Source organism: Rhizobium sp. RHZ01 (assembly GCF_014851595.1).
Taxonomy (GTDB): domain Bacteria; phylum Pseudomonadota; class Alphaproteobacteria; order Rhizobiales; family Rhizobiaceae; genus Rhizobium; species Rhizobium altiplani.
The window spans coordinates 80,816-99,482 of sequence record NZ_JACUZZ010000024.1; the positions used below are offsets into that span (position 1 = coordinate 80,816).

The following is an 18,667-nucleotide window of genomic DNA, read 5'->3' on the forward strand; positions in this document are numbered from 1 at the left end:
GGTCGGCAGCTCATAGCCTTTGCTGGCGGTCATCTCAACCCGTCACTGCCCGTCGTGCCCGCTTCAGTTCCGGCTATAGGGCCTAGACTAGGCGGCATGCTCAATCGAAACTGCAACCCCACGCCCCAGCGAATTGGCGACCATGCAGACCTCCTTCGCCCGTTCGATCACACGTTCGGCGCCGTCGCCATCCTGCTTTTCGCAGAGAACGGTCATCTTGGCCGATTTGGCGAGCAGCGGGCTCCCCTCGAGCTCCAGGACTACCGAGACCGCAATCCTGCCAAGCAAGACGCCCATCTCTTCGGCGACATAGCGCAGGTCGTTGCAGAAGCACCCGCCGAGCGCCAGCGCCAAAAGCTGTGCGCCGTTGAAGCCGAGCCCCTGCCCACCGGCCTTCCCCTCCGGACGATCGACAATGATGGTGTGCGGACCGGCCCACTCCATCGCCGCTTGCGTACCCTCGACATTCCGCAGCTCCACCGTGACCGCAACCATGCCAACTCCTCCGTGACTGAAACAGGCAAGTCCGAACACGCCGCAGTTTCGCGCGACCTGACGGGAAACTCGGTGCATATTATCCTCATCGATCCGACGGGAGACAAGGACATGACGCCTTCACCGTATTTGAATGACCCCAAGGTCTACATCGATACCGACACCTTCATTGACCTCGTCAGCAAAAAGACACGGTGCCTGATCTGCTGCGAACCCCTCGACAGTAGAGTGGTCAACCGGGAACACGTCCTGCCCAAGTGGATCCTGCGGAAGTACGACCTCTACGACAAGGAGGTCAGCCTGCCGCACGAATACCATGGTCGGCGATACGGTCGCCACACGATCCCCTGCTGCAAGGACTGCAATTCGATGCTCGGAAGAAAGCTTGAACAACCGGTGCGGCGATTAATGGAAGGCGGACACTCGAAACTTCTGCGCCATCTCGACGGTGACACACAACGCCTGCTGTTTGCCTGGCTTTCCTGGATCTTCCTGAAGTTCCTGATCAAGGACGGCGCCATCCCGATCAACCCCGATCACCGCGTGGAAGCGGTGATGCAAGACAAGAACACCGACTGGGCGACGCTGCATCACATTCATTGCCTCGCCAGGTCCCCCTACACCGGCGCGCATATCGCGCCAGAGGTGTTGGGCTCGATCGTCATCCTGGCGATTGACGACGATCGCTATCGTGAGGACTTCGACTTCGTCACCGTGCACGAAACGCAAACCATCATGATCCGTCTCGGCGATCTCGCCATCATCGCCAACCTGAGCGACAGTGGCCGCTCGATGGACATCATGCACCGGTTTGTTCTGCCCACAAGACAGGAGAGGTTTACGATCCTGCAGGCGCTTGAAATCTGCGCCGACATGTCGGCAACGACAACGCGGATCAAAGGCAAGCCAGTCTATTCCACGCGCGTCGAACAGGCGACGGGCCGCCCCTCGATCCACGCGGACCTACCCGTCTACGAGGCCAACCCTGTCGATCCGGGCACGCGCGCCGCAATATTCGAACTCGTTTACCGAGAGCATCTGCCACACCTGAAGATAGCGGGCAGCGACATGTCCGCCCTGCAAGCCATCAAGGAGAACCGTTTGACTTTTCTCGAGCATCGCATGAGCCGAGCCGCTGGCGAGATCGAGGAATAGCCGACCTACCTGCACCCTCAGCGAACGGGACCACGCTCGTCAGACGTCGGCAAGCGTGCGTTTGATGGCACTCCGCCATCCCTTCAGCTTCGCCGCACGCGTCTTCTCGTCCAAGCTTGGTTCGAAACGGCGGTCGCGTTTCCAACTCTTGGCAAACCCAACGCGGTCCGGCCAGACACCGGCCTTGCTGCCGGCAAGCCAGGCAGCGCCAAGCGCCGTGGTTTCGAGGATGACCGGCCGATCGACAGGCGCGTCGAGAATGTCCGCAAGCCGCTGCATCGTCCAGTCGGAGGCGACCATGCCGCCATCGACACGAAGGACGGTGCTCTCCACGCCGCCCTTCCAATCCTTGTGCATGGCATCGAGCAGATCGCGGGACTGGTAGCAGACCGCCTCGAGCGCGGCCCGAGCGAATTCCTTCGGCCCACTGTTGCGCGTCAGGCCAAAGATCGCCCCACGGGCGTTGGCATCCCAATGCGGCGCGCCGAGGCCGGTGAAGGCGGGAACCAGGTAGACCTCTTGCGTCGGATCCGCGGCATCGGCCAGCTCGCCGGTGCGCGAGGCGGTATCGATGATGCCAAGCCCGTCGCGAAGCCACTGCACCGCGGCTCCCGCGATGAAGATCGAGCCTTCGAGCGCGTAGGTGGTCTCGCCATTCAGCCGATAGGCGATCGTCGTCAACAGCCGGTTCTTCGAGCGAACCATGTCGCTGCCGGTGTTGAGCAGAGCGAAGCAGCCGGTGCCGTAGGTCGACTTCATCATGCCCGGCTCGAAGCAGGCCTGCCCGATGGTCGCCGCATGCTGATCCCCGGCGACGCCGAGGATCGGGATCTCCGCTCCGATGATTGCTTTCTCGGTCGTGCCGAAATCGTCGGCGCAGTCCTTTACCTCGGGCAGCATGGCTACCGGAACGCGCAGGATGTCGAGGAGATCCCTGTCCCACGTGTTGTCGGCAATGTTGTACATCAGCGTGCGAGAGGCGTTCGTCGCATCGGTCGCGAACACCTTGCCGCCGGTCAACCGCCAGATCAGGAACGTATCGACCGTGCCGAAGCACAATTCGCCCTTGGCGGCGCGTGCCCGTGCGCCCTTGACGTTCGCGAGCAGCCACGAAAGCTTGGTGCCGGAGAAATACGGATCGAGGAGAAGGCCGGTTTTCTTCGTAAAAGTCTTTTCGAGATCCTGTCTCTTCAGCTTGTCGCAATAGCTTGCGGTGCGGCGATCCTGCCAGACGATCGCGTTGTGGATCGGCTTGCCGCTCTCGCGTTCCCAGACCACAACCGTCTCGCGCTGGTTGGTAATGCCAAGCGCCGCAATGTCCTTTGCCGTGATCCTGGCCTCACGGATCGCCATCTTGATCGTCGAGATGACGGAATCCCAGATTTCCTCTGGATCGTGCTCGACCCAACCGGATCGCGGATAGATCTGGCGGAACTCCTTCTGGCCCGCACCGGCGATCTTCGTCTCGCCGTCGAAGACGATCGCCCGTGTCGACGTCGTCCCCTGATCGATTGCCAGAACATACCCGCTCATGCCAGCCCTCCCGCTGATCGTGATTGTCGGGAGAAATCAATAGGACAGGAGGGCGATTGAGGAAAGAACCCGCCATCGCTTCGACACAGGAGTTTTGCCTTGACCGCAATTGCCAGCAGAGATGCTTTGCGCATAACCTCAGCTCTATTGCGTCGCAAAACACCCTGAGGAGAAGCGCATGGCCAGAACAGTCGTCGTCACCGGATCCACCAGCGGCATCGGGCTTGCGATCGCAACAGCCTTTGCCGGCAAGGGCGACAACGTCGTCATCAACGGCTTCGGAAAGCCCGAGGAAATCAAGGCGATAGTCGAGAAGCTTGAATCAGTCTCGGAGGCAAAGGCGATCTACCATCCGGCAGACATGACAAAGCCGACCGAAATCGCGGATCTGATCGAAACGGCCGCCAAGACCTTCGGCAGTGTGGATGTGCTGGTCAACAACGCCGGCATTCAGCATGTCGAGAAGATCGAAGACTTCCCGATCGAAAAGTGGGACCAGATCATAGCCATCAATTTGTCCAGCTCGTTTCACACGATGCGGGCGGCGATTCCGTTGATGAAGGCAAAGAAGCTAGGCCGCGTAATCAACATCGCCTCCGCGCACGGGTTGGTCGCCTCACCCTTCAAATCCGCCTATGTCGCGGCAAAGCATGGTATATTGGGCCTGACGAAGACCGCCGCGCTCGAACTTGCCGAATTCGGCATAACCGTGAACGCGATTTGCCCAGGCTACGTGCTGACGCCCCTCGTCGAGAAGCAGATCCCGGATACGGCCAAGGCGCGCGGCATCACCGAGGAACAGGTCAAGACCGAGGTGATCCTAAAGGCGCAACCAACGCATGAATTCGTCAAGGCCGAAGAGATTGGCGCGCTCGCTCTCTACCTCGCAAGCGACGAGGCTCGGCAAGTGACCGGGACCCACATCTCGATTGACGGAGGCTGGACCGCGGCATAACCATTCAAAACAAAGATAAAAACCAGGGAACAATATGAACGACAGCATCCGCTTCATCCTGAATGGCGAGGACATCACGCTTGGCGATGTCCGGCCGACCGAGACGCTTCTCGATTATCTCCGGTTGAAGCGCCGGCTGACCGGCACGAAGGAAGGATGCGCGGAGGGCGATTGCGGCGCCTGCACCGTCCTTGTCGGACGGCTGATAGACGGCAAGCTACACTATGAGTCCGTCAACGCCTGCATTCGCTTCATGGGGTCGCTGAACGCCACCCATGTCGTCACTGTCGAGCATGTGGCCGCCAAGGACGGCACGCTTCATCCGGTACAGCAGGCGATGGTCGATTGCCATGGGTCGCAATGCGGCTTTTGCACGCCGGGCTTCATCATGTCGATGTATGGCCTCTGGCTTTCCAACGACAAGCCGAGCCGCGCAGACATCGAAAAGGCACTGCAAGGCAATCTCTGTCGTTGCACCGGCTATGAGCCGATCGTGAAGGCGGCCGAGCAGGTGAGCCACACCCGCCCGAGCGCGCTCTTTGATCCGCTGGAGAAAACCCGCTCCGAGATCATCTCGCGCCTCTGGGCGATGCGGAACAGTGAGACCGTCACGATCACCACGGCGGAGGGCCGACTGATTCTGCCAGGATCACTGGACGCGCTGGCCCGTGTGCTGTCCGAAGAGCCGAACGCCACGATCGTCGCCGGATCGACCGACGTGGGCCTCTGGGTAACCAAGCAGATGCGTGTCCTGGACCCCGTCGTCTTCATCAACCATCTGACCGATCTGCAGTCGATCACCGCTGGCGACGGCGGCTTCACGATCGGCGCGGGTGTCACCTACAGCCGCGCCTTCGAGACTATCGCCGGTAAGGTTCCGACGCTTGGCCGCCTCATCAACCGCATCGGCGGCGATCAGGTGCGCAACATGGGTACTATCGGTGGCAATATCGCGAATGGTTCGCCGATCGGCGATATGCCACCACCGTTGATTGCCCTTGGAGCGACGGTGAAGCTGCGCTCCCTGGCCGGAACGCGCATGCTGCGGCTGGAAGATTTCTTCATCGACTACGGCAAGCAGGATCGGCGCCCCGGCGAATTCGTCGAGAGCATTTTCGTGCCCTACCCGGCAGAAGAAACCCAGTTTGCGGTCTACAAGATCACCAAGCGCCGCGATGAAGACATCACGGCGGTTCTCGGCGCCTTCTATCTGACGCTGGACGGCGAAGGCGACGTTAACGACATCCGCATCGCCTTCGGCGGCATGGCCGCAACGCCGAAGCGTGCGCGCAACGTCGAGAATGCGCTTATGGGCCGGCCATGGAACGAACAAACGATCGAAGAAGTGCGTGCAGAGTTCGACGCCGACTTCCAACCGCTGAGCGATTGGCGCGCAACGGCCGAGTATCGTCAGTTGACGACGAAGAACCTGTTGACGCGCTTCTTCCTGGAAACATCCGGCGCACCAGCTGAGCTCCACCGCTTCGAGGAGGTGGCATAATGGACAAGTCGACTTTCGCCGATCCCAAATTCATCATCAACGGCGCGATGCACGATGCCTTGCGCCACGATTCCGCGCACAAGCATGTGACCGGATCGGCCGACTACATCGACGACCTTCCGGAGCCCGCCGGCCTGTTGCACGGCGCACTCGGCCTGTCCGACCGGGCGCACGCCGAAATCGTCAGCATGGATCTCTCGGAGGTCGAAGCGACGCCCGGCGTTGTCTGGGTTCTCACCGGCAAGGACGTTCCCGGCGCCAATGATGTCAGTTCCAACGGTAGCCACGACGAGCCGCTGCTCGCCGAGAAGAAGGTCGAATTCCACAACCAGCCGATCTTCGCCGTCATCGCCGAGACGCGCGAGATTGCCCGGCGGGCCGCCCGCAAGGCGAAGATCGAGTATCGCGACCTGCCGCATTGGAGCGATATTGACGGTGCGCTCGAGAACGGCAGCCCACTCGTCATCACGCCAATGACCCTGCAGCGCGGCGATGCGAAGGCGAAAATGGAAAATGCCCCGCGCCGGCTGAATGGCCAGATGCGGATCGGCGGCCAGGAGCACTTTTATCTGGAAAGCCATATCGCCGTGGCCATCCCCGGCGAGGACGACGACGTTGTCATCTGGTCGTCCACCCAGCATCCGAGCGAAATCCAGCATATCGTCGGTCACGTGCTGAATATTCCGTCGAATGCCATCACCGTCAATGTCCGCCGGATGGGCGGCGGTTTCGGCGGCAAGGAAACCCAGGGCAACCAGTTCGCGGCCCTGGCAGCGATCGCCGCCAAGAAACTGAAGCGTGCCATCAAGTTCCGACCTGATCGCGATGAGGACATGACGGCCACCGGCAAGCGCCATGACTTCCTTGTCGACTACGAACTCGGCTTCGATGATGACGGCCGCATTTACGCGGTCGACGCGACCTATGCGGCGCGCTGCGGCTTTTCTTCCGACCTTTCAGGCCCGGTCACGGACCGCGCTCTTTTTCATGCGGATTCCAGCTACTTCTATCCGCATGTTCATCTAAGCTCGAAACCGCTGAAGACCCATACAGTCTCCAACACTGCCTTTCGCGGCTTCGGCGGACCGCAGGGCATGCTCGGGGCCGAGCGCTTCATCGAAGAGATCGCCTATGCGATCGGAAAGGACCCGCTGGAGATCCGCAAGCTGAATTTCTACGGCCAGCCCGGCTCTGGCCGCACACTGACGCCTTACCACCAGGAAGTCGAAGACAACATCCTCGAACGCATCGTTGGCGAACTGGAAGAAGGCGCTGAGTACCAGGCGCGCCGCAACGCCATCATCGAGTTCAACCGCAATAGCCGCTACATCCGCAAGGGCATTGCCCTGACGCCGGTGAAGTTCGGCATCTCCTTCACCATGACCGCCTTCAACCAGGCGGGCGCGCTCGTGCATGTCTATCAGGATGGCTCGATCCATCTGAACCACGGCGGCACGGAGATGGGCCAGGGTCTTTACACCAAGGTCGCGCAGGTGCTGGCCGACAGTTTCCAGGTCGATATCGAGCATGTGAAGATCACGGCGACGACAACAGGCAAGGTGCCGAACACCTCGGCGACGGCAGCCTCCTCGGGTTCCGACCTGAACGGCATGGCCGCCTACGATGCCGCGCGCCAGATCAAGGAACGGCTAGTCGCCTTTGCCGCCGACAAGTGGGGCGTCCCTCCAACGGACGTCGTCTTCCTGCCAAACCGCGTGCGCGTTGGCGACAAGGAGTTCGCATTTGCGGATTTCGTCAAGCAGGCATACCTCGCCCGCGTCCAGCTTTCGGCTGCCGGTTTCTACAAGACCCCGAAGATCCACTGGGATCGGGCCGCCGGCCGCGGCACGCCCTTCTACTACTATTCCTATGGCGCAGCCTGCTCGGAGGTATCGATTGATACACTGACGGGCGAATACCTCATCGACCGCACCGATATCCTGCACGACGTCGGGCGTTCTCTGAACCCGGCGATCGACATCGGACAAGTCGAGGGCGCCTTCGTGCAGGGCATGGGTTGGTTGACGACGGAAGAATTGTGGTGGGATGAAAAGGGCCGGCTGCGCACGCACGCACCATCAACCTACAAGATTCCGCTCGCCTCTGACCGACCGAAGGTCTTCAACGTACGGCTTGCCGAATGGTCGGAGAATGCCGAGCACACGATCGGCCGCTCCAAGGCAGTCGGCGAACCGCCTTTCATGCTGGCGATTTCGGTGCTCGAGGCCATTTCGATGGCTGTCGCCAGCGTCGCAAATTACAAAGTCTGCCCGAAGCTCGATGCACCGGCAACGCCCGAGCGGGTGCTGATGGCCGTCGAGCGGATGAAGAGGGCCTGACATGACGGGCAGCACGTCGCGGTGCTGCCATCGTTCCCATCCCGGGCCCTACCGCCAGAACTCCCTGTCGTAGCGCGGCTCGCGTCCATCCATGAAACCAAGGTCGCGCTTCACGCGATCCGGCATACCCTCAAGCTCCAACCTGTCCCATTCCGAAAGCCGGCGCAGCAGCCTTCGGCCAAAGCCGGAGAGCCAACTGGAAGTCCCGGCAGCCCTTGCATGGCTCTCTTGTTCGATAACGGCGCAATCCATAACTTCACCTCAATAATCTGATCCGTTGAGTTGCAGATTGCGCCAATAAATGCTGCAATTCCAATCGAACAATCGTCGGACCACATAAAGAGAACTTATCCATGAAGCTGTCGAAGCAGTTTCCGTTGAACGCCCTGCGGGTCTTCGAGGCGGTCGCGCGGCTCGGCAGTTTTACGCGCGCGGGCGAAGAACTCGGCATGACTCAGACTGCCGTGAGCTACCAGATAAAGCTGCTGGAGGAGAATGTCGGCGAGCCGCTGTTCCTGCGTCGTCCACGTCACATCAGTCTGACCGAGACTGGAGAACGGCTGGCTCCACAGGTCACAGAAGCCTTCGAAATGCTGCAACTCGCGATGGCCGAGGCACGCGGCGAAACGGAGGTAACGCTACAGATCACCTGCCTGGCGACATTCGCGTCCCAATGGCTTGCGCGTAAGCTCGGCAATTTTCAGCTCGCCAATCCGAATATCGCCGTACGGCTCAGCACTTCGGATTCGCTGGTCGATTTCGGCCGCGAAGCGGTCGATGTCGGCATACGCTCAGGCAGGGGCGAGTGGCCCGGCCTGCGGGCGGACAAACTGATGGACGTCTACTTCACGCCTATGCTGAGCCCGGCACTCGCGGAAAGCATTGGCGGCATTCATGAGCCCGCCGACCTATTGAAGCTTCGGATTTTCGATCCCACTGATCCTTGGTGGCACCAATGGCTGGACGCAGCTGGTGTACCGATTCCCAGCCTCGAGAAGCGAAGCACAAGCTTCTACGGCGCTCAGGCCTATGAGGCCGCGGCTGCCGTCGCCGGCCAGGGTGTCGCGATCCTGACGCCCGACTTCTATCCGGAAGAGCTTGCAAGCGGGAAGCTGATCCGCCCATTCGAACTGCAATGCACCGATGGCCGAGGCTATTGGCTCGCCTATCCGGAGAACCGTCGCAACGTCCCCAAGATCAAGGCATTCCGAAATTGGATTCTTGCGGAAATGAACGCCGCCGGGATCGACGGCAGCTAATAGCCCATCTGTGGCGCGTAGAAACAGCGCGGCGTATCCTCGTTCGGGAACAGGCAGAGATGGTAGTCGCCATCGCCCGAACGCATCGCCTTGCCCATGGGAAGAAGGAACACATGCGCATGCGTGACAAGCCGGTGATCCCCCGGCAGCAGCGTCACTCGATAGCCGTGCGGCGTGATCGCTACGCTCTTTGGTGGGATCATCTGGCAGTCGCCGGTCTCGCTGTCACCATTGCAACAGAACGGCTCATAGCTCCAGCCCGACGGCGCATCATGCGCGTAAGCACAGGATGCGAATGCAATCATCACACACACAAGAATGCTGCGCATGGGCATCATCTCCGTTGATGAAAGCGCCGCCGGGACGAAGCGGTTTCCACCTCAGCCCGACGGCCTCAAAATGAAATTGTAATCGAAACGTGACATTTCAAGCCACTTTCCATGCTGCACAGCGGCGCTGACAGCCCCCTTTGTTCGGGGCGCCGTACCATTTCGCGCGCCCACCTCTCGACAGCCGGCAAGCGGTCTCTAGAGTGCCGAGCGTCGCCGGCACAGAGAGCATCCAATGAAAAAACGTCGACATGTTGGCCTAGTATGCTTTGTCTCGATGCCGCTCGCGCTGCATGCCCAGGAGCGCAGGCTTCAGGTAGAGGATCTGATGGCGATCGACGTCGGCGAGGTCCGCAAGGTGAGCAGCCCGGAAAACGGCGTTGATATGGTTTATGTATTGCAGCCTTATCAGGATCGGATTTTCTTCGCGTTCGAGGGCCGGGACAGGTCAACGAGACACTCGACACGATCGGTTACAAGGGCGACGAAGGCAGTTGGGCGGTGCTGTCCATCACCGGCTCCCACGTCGACATGCTCCGGGTAGGTCGCTCCCGCAACCTTGATCTCCTCAACGAACATGAAGGGAACCACCTGGCTCTACCGGCAGGTTTCGAGCCTCGAGCGTGCGCGGACGGATCGCACGCCGCCTTTTCAAAAGTTCGTTACCGTGATCGGCTCTACGTTATTCTCGGCAATAGCTCCGAGTAACCGCAATCCTCTTTCCTCCGGGCGCGTCTTTCTGCAAAGTGACGAGTCGAGGGAAGAACAGGGGAACTCTATGTATGAATATGCCATAGCGTGGGAATGGTTGGCTTTTGCGGCCCGCTGGTTTCACGTCATTACCGCGATTGCGTGGATCGGCTCGTCCTTTTATTTCATTGCGCTCGACCTCGGCCTAGTGAAGCGGCCGCACCTTCCGCCCGGCGCCTATGGCGAGGAATGGCAGGTTCACGGCGGCGGCTTCTATCACATCCAGAAGTATCTGGTGGCGCCCGCGCAGATGCCCGAGCACCTGACCTGGTTCAAATACGAAAGCTATTTTACCTGGCTCTCCGGCTTCCTGATGCTCTGCATCGTCTACTATGGCGGCGCCGATCTCTTCCTCATCGACCGCCATGTGCTCGACATTACCGCTCCGGTCGCGATCCTGATCTCGCTCGCCTCGCTTGCGGTTGGCTGGGTCATCTACGACCTCTTGTGCAAGTCGCCGCTCGGCAAGAACACCTGGGGCTTGATGGCGGTTCTCTACGCCGTGATCGTCTTCATGGGCTGGGGCTACACGCAGCTCTTTACCGGCCGCGCCGCCTTCCTGCATCTCGGCGCCTTTACGGCAACGATCATGTCGGCCAACGTTTTCATGATCATCATCCCGAACCAGAAGATCGTCGTCGCCGACCTGATCGCCGGGCGCACGCCCGATGCCAAGTACGGCGCGATCGCCAAGCAGCGCTCACTCCACAACAACTACCTGACGCTGCCCGTGATCTTCTTCATGCTGTCGAACCACTATCCGCTGGCCTTCGGCACCGCCTATAACTGGGTAATCGCCGCCCTCGTCTTCCTGATGGGCGTCACCATCCGCCACTGGTTCAACACGACGCATGCGAGGAAGGGCCGCCCGACCTGGACCTGGATCGTCACCGTGATCCTTTTCATCCTGATCATGTGGCTGTCCACGGTGCCGCAGGTGCTAACCGGCGAGAAGGATGCGCAAGCGGTTGCCCCCGCCTTTCAGCAATTCGCCGGCGACCCGCATTTCCCCGCGGTCAAGCAGCTTGTCGGCACGCGCTGTTCCATGTGCCATGCCGCCGAACCGGTTTATGAAGGGCTAGCGCGGCCGCCAAAGGACGTCGTCCTCGAAACCGATGCGGAAATTGCCGCTCATGCGCGCGAGATCTATATACAGGCGGGCCGCAGCCACGCCATGCCGCCCGGCAACGTTACCGATATCACCCCGGATGAGCGCAAGCTGCTCGTCGCCTGGTTCGAAAGCGCAGTCGAAGGCAAACAGGAATGATCTCAGCCGCCCTTCGCGCCCTGCTCCTCGCCGCCACCCTGACCGCCTGCGGGCAGAGCGGAGCGAATGCTTCGGGATCGGAGGGCGGCGCGGCACCAGCCGCTGGCAATTTTTCCGGCGATCTGAACGCCCTTGGCACCGAGCCCTTCTGGGCGATCAAGATCCGCACCGACGGGCTCACGTTCAGCCGTCCAGGTATCGAGGACGTCAAAAGCGCCAACTCCGGTCCGGTCATCGAGAACGATCGCGCCACGTGGACGATCGCCGACGGGCCGGCACCCTTCAAGCTGACGCTGACCAAAGGGGATTGCTCAGACGGCATGTCCGATCGTCACTACACGCTGAACGCGGTTCTGGCATTCGGAGACAAGACCATGTACGGCTGCGCCGACACTCCGGCGGCCATTGCCGCCCAGCCGGCGCCCTGACGCCAACGGCGCAACAAGAAGACAATCGACAGAGACAGAAAGCCATGACACATACCCTCCTCCGCGGCCGCCTGCTTTCCTTCCTGCGCGCACCCCAAGATCTTGGCGATAGTGGAAGCTATCTCTACGAAAGCGACGGCGCCCTCCTGATCAAGGATGGCCTGATCGTTGCCTGCGGCGCATATGACAAGGTGAGCCCGCACGCCCCCGCCGATGCCGTAACCGTCGACCATCGTCCTCATCTGATCATGCCTGGCTTCATCGACATGCACCTGCATTTCCCGCAGATGCAGGTCATTGCCTCCTATGCGGCAAACCTGCTGGAATGGCTGAACACTTATACTTTCCCCGAGGAATGCCGCTTCGTCGAAAGCGATCACGCCCAGCGCATCGCCACGCATTTCTACGATGAGCTCGTGCGCCACGGCACGACGACGGCCGTCGCCTACTGCTCCGTCCACAAGACCTCCGCCGACGCCTTTTTCGCAGAAGCGCTGAGGCGCAGCATGCGCATGATCGGCGGCAAGGTGATGATGGACCGCAACGCCCCGCAGGGGCTGCTCGACACACCTCAGATGGGCTATGACGAGACCCGCCAGATCATCGCGGACTGGCACGGCAAGGCGCGCTGCCACGTCGCCATCACCCCGCGCTTCGCGATTACCTCGACGCCCGCACAGATGGAGGCCACCCAGGCGCTTGCCCGCGAGTTTCCCGACCTCCACATCCAGACCCACCTCTCCGAGAACCACGACGAGATCAAGTTCACCTGCGAGCTTTATCCCGAGGCGATCGACTACACCGACATCTACGCGCGCTACGGCCTGCTCGGCGACAAGACGCTCTTCGGCCACTGCATCCATCTTTCGGATCGCGAGGCCGATGCGATGAGCGAAGCAGGCTCGGTCGCGGTGCATTGCCCGACGTCGAACCTCTTCCTCGGCTCGGGTCTTTTCCCGCTGAAGGCGCTTGCGCGCCGCGAAAAGCCGGTGCGCATCGGGGTCGCGACCGACATTGGCGGCGGCTCCAGCTATTCGATGCTGCGCACGATGGACGAGGCCTACAAGATCCAGCAGCTGCTCGGCGAACGCCTGAACCCGTTGGAGAGCTACTATCACATAACATTGGGCAACGCCCGGTCACTGTCCCTTGCCGACAGGATCGGTACGCTCGATGTCGGCTCCGACGCCGATATCGTCGTCCTCAACGCCGCCGCAACGCCCGCCATGGCGCTCAAGATGGAGGTCGTGAAGACGCTGCCGGAAGAACTCTTCCTGCTGCAAACCATGGGCGACGACCGCGCGATCGTGGAGACCTATGTGGCAGGCGTCGCCGCCAAGAGTGCGATCTGAGATCTGCCCGTTGAGGTCGGCATCCGTCCGCAGCGAGCAGGCGAATTTCGTATGCCTCACCCCCGGTAGCGAAGCGCATTGACCAGCAGGGCGAAGGCCGGCGACGTCTGCCGGCTGCTCGGATAATAGAGATGATATCCGGGGAACGGCGCACACCAATCCTCAAGGACGCGAACGAGCCGTCCATCGGACAGTGGCTGCCACACCAGCGCCTCCGGCATAAACGCCAGACCGAGGCCAGAAAGCGCTGCGTTCAGCCGTAACTGCGCGTTGTTGAACACCAACTGCCCCTCCACCCGCACCTTTACCTCTCGCCCTTCTTTCTCGAACTCCCAGGCATAGACCCCGCCATAGGTCGGCAGGCGCAGGTTGATGCAGTTGTGGTCGGTGAGTTCGGCAGGCGCCTGCGGCTTGAGCTGCCGGTCGAAATAGGCAGGCGCTCCGACGACAGCCATCCGCATGTCCGGCCCGATGCGCACAGCGATCATGTCCTTCGCCACCTGCTCGCCAAGGCGGACGCCGGCGTCATAGCGCTCGGCGACGATGTCGGTCAGCCCGTAGTCGACGATGATCTCGACATTGATATCGGGATAATCAGGCAACAGCCTCTCCAGCGCGGGCCAGAGTATGGCGTCAGCGGCGTGCTCTCCCGCCGTGATGCGGATCGTACCCGCCGGCTTCTCGCGAAATTCGCTGAGCGCAGCCAACTCGCTCTCGATCTCATCGAAACGCGGCCCGATCGAGCTCAGCAGACGCTCGCCTGCCTCCGTCGGCGACACGCTGCGTGTCGTGCGCGTCAGCAGCCGCAGGCCGAGGCGTGTTTCAAGGCCGCGGACGGTATGGCTGAGCGCCGATTGCGACACGCCGAGCTTGGCCGCGGCCTTCGTGAAGCTTCTCTCCCGCGCCACGGCCAGAAAGGCGATGAGGTCGTTGATCGATTGCCGCGTCATTCATGAATCTCACTCATAAGCTTATGCCGTTTATACCATCTAATCGCAGGAAAGCATCCGCACTAGATCTTCTTCCGAACGTCGGCCGAGCAGCACGCTCCTGAGCTCACGAAAGGACGAAAGATGAAAATCAAGCGAAACGGCTCCGATCCATCCGCCAAGGGACCGGCGGATTATTTCACTGGGACGGTCCGCATCGATGCGCCGTTCAACGGGGCGGCGCCAGCACGCGTCGGCGGTGCAACGGTGACCTTCGAGCCCGGCGCCCGCACCGCCTGGCACACCCATCCGCTCGGTCAGACGCTGATCGTCCTCTCCGGTACCGGCCGCGCACAGCGTGACGGCGGACCTGTGGAAGAAATTCGCGCCGGCGACATCATCTGGTTCGAACCGGGCGAAAAGCACTGGCACGGCGCATCCGCGACAACAGCCATGACCCACATCGCGATCGCCGAAGCCCTCGACGGCAAGGTGGTCGACTGGATGGAAACGGTCACCGACGAACAATACCAGGGCTAGGAAAGGGAAATTCCATGCAGAAGCGCACACTCGGAAAAAGCGGCCTCGAAGTCTCCGCGCTCGGCCTCGGATGCATGGGCATAAGCTATGGCTACGGCCCGGCAATGGACACCGCGGACGCGATCAAGTTAATCCGCGCCGCCTTCGAACGCGGCGTCACCTTCTTCGACACCGCGGAAGCCTACGGTCCCTACAAGAACGAGACCCTGCTTGGCGAGGCGCTGGCGCCATTCCGCGACAAGGTCGTCATCGCCACCAAGTTCGGCTTCAACTTCGGCCCGGATGGCGGCCAGAGCGGCATGAACAGCCGCCCTGCTCATATCAGAGAGGTTGCCGATGCGGCGCTGAAGCGCCTCAACACCGACGTGATCGACCTCTTCTACCAGCACCGCGTCGATCCTGACGTGCCGATCGAGGATGTCGCCGGCACGGTCAGGGACCTGATCAGCGAAGGCAAGGTCAAGCACTTCGGCCTTTCGGAAGCCGGCGCCAGGACGATCCGCCGCGCGCATGCAGTGCAGCCGGTCGCCGCGCTGCAGAGCGAATATTCGCTGTGGTGGCGCGAGCCAGAACAGGACATCCTGCCGACGCTCGAGGAGCTTGGCATCGGCTTCGTTCCGTTCAGCCCGCTCGGCAAGGGCTTCCTGACCGGCGCGATCAATGAGACGACCACCTTCGACAGCAAGGATTTCCGCAACGTCGTTCCGCGCTTTTCCGCCGAAGCCCGCAAGGCCAATCAAGCGCTCGTCGATCGCCTCGGCGAGATCGCCCGCGACAAGGGCGCGACCCCGGCACAGATCGCGCTTGCCTGGCTGCTGGCCCGCAAGCCCTGGATCGTTCCGATCCCCGGAACGACAAAGATGCACCGTCTGGAAGAGAACATCAGCGCCGCTGCCGCGCAGCTGACGGCGGAAAACCTTGCCGCCATCGAAACCGCGCTCGCCGGCATAAAGGTCGAGGGTGACCGCTATCCGGCACACCTACAGGCAAGGGTCGACCGCTGAGCGGTGACCAAGCGAAGGGAAAGGATCTGTCATGACTACAGTATCAAGGACAAGGTCGTCGTGATCACCGGCGCGAGCAGCGGCCTTGGTGAAGCGGCGGCCAGACACCTGGCGCGAGACGGCGCCAAACTCGTTCTCGGCGCCCGGCGTCTCGACCGGCTGAATGCGATCGCCGACGAACTCGGCCTCGGCAGCGACGCCGTCGTCGAGACCGACGTAACTAAGGTCGGTCAGGTCAAACGCCTGGTCGACCACGCCGTTCGGCTGCATGGCCGCGTCGACGTCATCATCAACAATGCCGGCCTGATGCCGCACTCTCCGCTGGAGCGCGGCAAGGTCGAGGATTGGGACCGCATGATCGACGTCAACCTCAAGGGCGTGCTCTACGGCATTGCCGCAGCGCTGCCCTATATGAAGCAGCAGAAGAGTGGCCATGTCATCAACGTCTCGTCGGTCGCCGGCCACAAGGTCAATCCGGGCGGCGCCGTTTATGCCGCGACCAAGCATGGCGTGCGCATCATTTCCGAAGGGCTGCGGCAGGAGGTAAAGCCCTTCAACATCCGCACGACGATCATCTCGCCGGGCGCCGTTGCGACCGAGCTGCCCGACAGCATCACTGAACCTGACGTCGCCGAGCGCGTCCGCAAGGTCTACGCAATGGCGATCCCGGCCGACTCTTTCGCGAGTATGGTTGCCTTCGCCATGAGCCAGCCGGAGGATGTCGACGTCAACGAGATCCTGTCAGGCCGACCAAGCAAGAATATTGACTAGGGGCGGCCGGCTCAGGCCGCCTCTTAGCCCCAACCACCTGCGCTATTGCCCACGGAAATGCCCGCAGCTGCTAGCCGGACCACGGAATCGACTTCAGCGCCTCCATCACAACCCGGATGATCGGCACGTTGCGGATGTCGGCATGGACGACGAGCCAGAACTCCCGAGTCAGCGGCTGCCGCTGAGGAATAGCCTCGACGAGATCATCACGACCCGCCAGCATGAAATTTGGCAGCATGGCGATGCCGCCGCCAGCGCGCGCCGCCGCCAGCTGGAATTCCAGCGTCGTTGCCCTTAGTGCCACCTTCCTTCCCTCAGTCGCGTCGGCGAGCCGGATCGACTGCGGTGCGCTCGCCATCGTTTCATCGTAGGCGATGAAAGTCCGCTGTTCCTCCAACGTCGCGGCCAGATAGGCAGCCGTGGCATAGAAGCCGAAGCCGACATTCCCAAGCTTGCTGATGACGAAATTGCCCTGTTCCGGCTTCGTCATGCGGACCGCAATATCCGCCTCCCGCCTGTCGAGTGACGCATAGCGGGTCTCGCCGACGATGGTGATACCAATATCTGGGTGGCGGGCTCGCAAGGCGACCAGCGCTGCCGGCAACATTGCAGCCGCGAGCGTCGGTGGCGCGCTGATCCTGACCTCGCCGGCAAGCGTCGCGCCGGCCGCAAGCCCCAAGCGTTCGATGGCCTGCGCCTCCTGCCCCATCCGCTCCGCCATGCCCGCCACCCGCTCGCCCTCCGGCGTCAGCACGATGCGCCGACCGCGCCGGTCGACCAGCTTCACACCCATCTGCTCCTCGAGCCCGGCCACTCGACGGGCAACTGTCGCGTGCTCCACTCCGAGGGCGCGCGCAGCTCCGAGCAACGTTCCGGCACGAGCGAGCGCCGCGAAGTAGCGAAGGTTTTCCCAATCGATCATTGTTCATTTTTTCCCATGCAATGAGAAACGATAGGGAATTTTCGACCATAACGCCATGGGCGATGATGGCTGCAGCAGCAATCGGAGAGCACGTTTCATGGATAAGGCCGTTACGCTTCTCGCACCAGGAGGCATCGAGCAACTACAGGTATCAGAACAGCAGCCGCAGGAGCCTGGCGCAAACGAGATCCGCATCCGTCACGACGCGATCGGTATGAATTTCCTCGATATCTACCACCGTCGCGGGCTCTACGCCCTGCCGGCCTATCCCGCCGTACTCGGGGTCGAGGGAGCAGGCACTGTCGAAGCCGTTGGAAGCGCCGTCACGAGACTGAAACCCGGCGATCGCGTAGCCTATGCCGGCGCGCCTGTCGGCGCCTATGCCGCGACAAGGCTCTTGCCGGCGGCCCGCGCCGTTCTCCTGCCCGATGGCGTACCTTCAAAGGTTGCGGCCGCGTCCATGCTCAAGGGGCTGACAGCGTACATGCTCTTGACGAAGACCTATCGCGTCGAGCCCGGAACGACCGTTCTCATTCATGCCGCCGCCGGCGGGCTTGGAAGTATTCTCGTGCGGTGGGCAAAGTATCTCGGCGCTACAGTCATCGGAACCGTGAGTTCGGAGGAGAAGGCCGATCTCGCCCGCAGCTACGGTGCGGACCATCTGATCATCGGCCGAGACGCAGATGTCGTCGCCGCAGTGAAGCGGTTGACGGACAGCCGCGGCGTCGATGTCGCGTATGACGGCATCGGGGGCGGCATGCTGGCAAAATCCATAGCGGCCGTTCGTCCCTTCGGTGTCGTCGCCACAATCGGACAGGCCGGCGGGCCGATCCCGCCTGTCTCAGTTGATGAGCTTCGCCCCGGAAAATCGCTGACACATCCCAGCGTCATGGCTTACATCACGGACACTGCAGCCTACCTGACGGCAGCTGAAGCCGTGGTCGGAATGCTGGCTTCAGGCATAACGTCGACAATTGCCCGCGAATACCCTCTAGAGGCGGCTGCGGAAGCCCAGCAATTCCTTGAGGAAGGACGGGCGGCAGGCAGCCTGATTCTTGTCCCATAGGCGACGAAAGAGATACACAAAGCCTCGGAAATCATGTTAAGGGCCATGGCGTTATTCAGATGTGAAAGTCTT

17 protein-coding genes and 1 pseudogene are annotated in these 18,667 nt (G+C 61.5%); 12 read left to right on the forward strand and 6 right to left on the reverse strand.

Annotated elements, in window-relative coordinates:
• Nucleotides 1-87: 87 nt before the first annotated feature.
• Entirely contained in the window at nucleotides 88-495 is a 408-nt protein-coding gene (locus tag IB248_RS22650; RefSeq protein ID WP_169682790.1) for an OsmC family protein, read from the reverse strand.
• A 72-nt stretch (nucleotides 496-567) separates the two neighbouring features.
• Here IB248_RS22650 and IB248_RS22655 point away from each other — a divergent pair, with 72 nt between their 5' ends.
• On the forward strand, nucleotides 568-1,650 hold the full coding sequence (locus IB248_RS22655; protein WP_348644145.1) for a hypothetical protein: 1,083 nt from the start codon (nucleotides 568-570) through the stop codon (nucleotides 1,648-1,650).
• A gap of 39 nt (nucleotides 1,651-1,689) precedes the next feature.
• Here the strand turns inward: IB248_RS22655 and glpK are convergent, their stop codons facing one another.
• Nucleotides 1,690-3,183, reverse strand: coding sequence for a glycerol kinase GlpK (gene glpK, locus IB248_RS22660; protein ID WP_169682792.1), 1,494 nt, complete (start codon nucleotides 3,181-3,183; stop codon nucleotides 1,690-1,692).
• A gap of 178 nt (nucleotides 3,184-3,361) precedes the next feature.
• Here glpK and IB248_RS22665 point away from each other — a divergent pair, with 178 nt between their 5' ends.
• From IB248_RS22665 to xdhB, 3 genes are read left to right on the forward strand one after another with little or no spacing between them, the layout of a single operon-like run.
• On the forward strand, nucleotides 3,362-4,138 hold the full coding sequence (locus IB248_RS22665; RefSeq protein ID WP_018857537.1) for a 3-hydroxybutyrate dehydrogenase: 777 nt from the start codon (nucleotides 3,362-3,364) through the stop codon (nucleotides 4,136-4,138).
• Nucleotides 4,139-4,172: 34 nt separating this feature from the next.
• Nucleotides 4,173-5,639, forward strand: coding sequence for a xanthine dehydrogenase small subunit (gene xdhA, locus IB248_RS22670; RefSeq protein WP_169682795.1), 1,467 nt, complete (start codon nucleotides 4,173-4,175; stop codon nucleotides 5,637-5,639).
• On the forward strand, nucleotides 5,639-7,978 hold the full coding sequence (gene xdhB / locus IB248_RS22675; protein WP_169682797.1) for a xanthine dehydrogenase molybdopterin binding subunit: 2,340 nt from the start codon (nucleotides 5,639-5,641) through the stop codon (nucleotides 7,976-7,978). Before xdhA ends, xdhB begins: the two co-directional genes overlap by 1 nt.
• A gap of 48 nt (nucleotides 7,979-8,026) precedes the next feature.
• Here the strand turns inward: xdhB and IB248_RS22680 are convergent, their stop codons facing one another.
• On the reverse strand, nucleotides 8,027-8,230 hold the full coding sequence (locus IB248_RS22680) for a hypothetical protein (RefSeq protein ID WP_018857534.1): 204 nt from the start codon (nucleotides 8,228-8,230) through the stop codon (nucleotides 8,027-8,029).
• Between the two features lie 101 nt (nucleotides 8,231-8,331).
• On the opposite strand from IB248_RS22680, the gene IB248_RS22685 reads away from it, so the two are divergent.
• A complete protein-coding gene (locus IB248_RS22685) occupies nucleotides 8,332-9,237 on the forward strand; it encodes a LysR substrate-binding domain-containing protein (RefSeq protein WP_018857533.1) in 906 nt (301 codons plus the stop codon).
• Here IB248_RS22685 and IB248_RS22690 read toward each other — a convergent pair.
• Nucleotides 9,234-9,566 carry a hypothetical protein gene (locus IB248_RS22690; RefSeq protein WP_018857532.1) on the reverse strand — a complete coding sequence of 111 codons (333 nt, stop codon included), beginning with the start codon at nucleotides 9,564-9,566 and terminating at the stop codon, nucleotides 9,234-9,236. The genes IB248_RS22685 and IB248_RS22690 overlap by 4 nt on opposite strands.
• A 778-nt stretch (nucleotides 9,567-10,344) precedes the next feature.
• Here IB248_RS22690 and puuD point away from each other — a divergent pair.
• The 3 genes from puuD to guaD are packed head-to-tail and all read left to right on the forward strand — an operon-like array spanning nucleotide 10,345 to nucleotide 13,363.
• The gene (gene puuD / locus IB248_RS22695) at nucleotides 10,345-11,583 is read left to right on the forward strand and encodes a urate hydroxylase PuuD (protein ID WP_018857529.1); all 1,239 of its coding nucleotides are present in this window, start codon (nucleotides 10,345-10,347) and stop codon (nucleotides 11,581-11,583) included.
• Nucleotides 11,580-12,011 (forward strand): hypothetical protein, encoded by a 432-nt coding sequence (locus IB248_RS22700; protein ID WP_169682800.1) that lies wholly within the window; start codon nucleotides 11,580-11,582, stop codon nucleotides 12,009-12,011. Before puuD ends, IB248_RS22700 begins: the two co-directional genes overlap by 4 nt.
• Nucleotides 12,012-12,055: 44 nt before the next feature.
• Nucleotides 12,056-13,363 (forward strand): guanine deaminase, encoded by a 1,308-nt coding sequence (gene guaD, locus IB248_RS22705; protein ID WP_018857527.1) that lies wholly within the window; start codon nucleotides 12,056-12,058, stop codon nucleotides 13,361-13,363.
• A 56-nt stretch (nucleotides 13,364-13,419) separates the two neighbouring features.
• On the opposite strand, the gene IB248_RS22710 is transcribed toward guaD, so the two are convergent.
• The gene (locus IB248_RS22710) at nucleotides 13,420-14,313 is read right to left on the reverse strand and encodes a LysR family transcriptional regulator (RefSeq protein WP_025660448.1); all 894 of its coding nucleotides are present in this window, start codon (nucleotides 14,311-14,313) and stop codon (nucleotides 13,420-13,422) included.
• Between the two features lie 123 nt (nucleotides 14,314-14,436).
• Here IB248_RS22710 and IB248_RS22715 point away from each other — a divergent pair, with 123 nt between their 5' ends.
• The 3 genes and pseudogenes from IB248_RS22715 to IB248_RS22725 all read left to right on the forward strand — a co-directional run bounded on the left by IB248_RS22715 (nucleotide 14,437) and on the right by IB248_RS22725 (nucleotide 16,603).
• Nucleotides 14,437-14,832, forward strand: a complete 396-nt coding sequence (locus tag IB248_RS22715) for a cupin domain-containing protein (RefSeq protein WP_018857525.1) — start codon at nucleotides 14,437-14,439, stop codon at nucleotides 14,830-14,832.
• Between the two features lie 14 nt (nucleotides 14,833-14,846).
• On the forward strand, nucleotides 14,847-15,836 hold the full coding sequence (locus tag IB248_RS22720; RefSeq protein WP_169682802.1) for an aldo/keto reductase: 990 nt from the start codon (nucleotides 14,847-14,849) through the stop codon (nucleotides 15,834-15,836).
• A gap of 24 nt (nucleotides 15,837-15,860) precedes the next feature.
• Nucleotides 15,861-16,603, forward strand: a pseudogene (locus tag IB248_RS22725) (SDR family oxidoreductase).
• A gap of 74 nt (nucleotides 16,604-16,677) precedes the next feature.
• Here the strand turns inward: IB248_RS22725 and IB248_RS22730 are convergent.
• Nucleotides 16,678-17,529 carry a LysR family transcriptional regulator gene (locus IB248_RS22730; protein WP_018857523.1) on the reverse strand — a complete coding sequence of 284 codons (852 nt, stop codon included), beginning with the start codon at nucleotides 17,527-17,529 and terminating at the stop codon, nucleotides 16,678-16,680.
• Between the two features lie 97 nt (nucleotides 17,530-17,626).
• Between IB248_RS22730 and IB248_RS22735 the strand changes: the two genes are divergently transcribed.
• Nucleotides 17,627-18,595, forward strand: a complete 969-nt coding sequence (locus IB248_RS22735) for a quinone oxidoreductase (RefSeq protein ID WP_113471113.1) — start codon at nucleotides 17,627-17,629, stop codon at nucleotides 18,593-18,595.
• The last annotated feature ends 72 nt before the right edge of the window (nucleotides 18,596-18,667 follow it).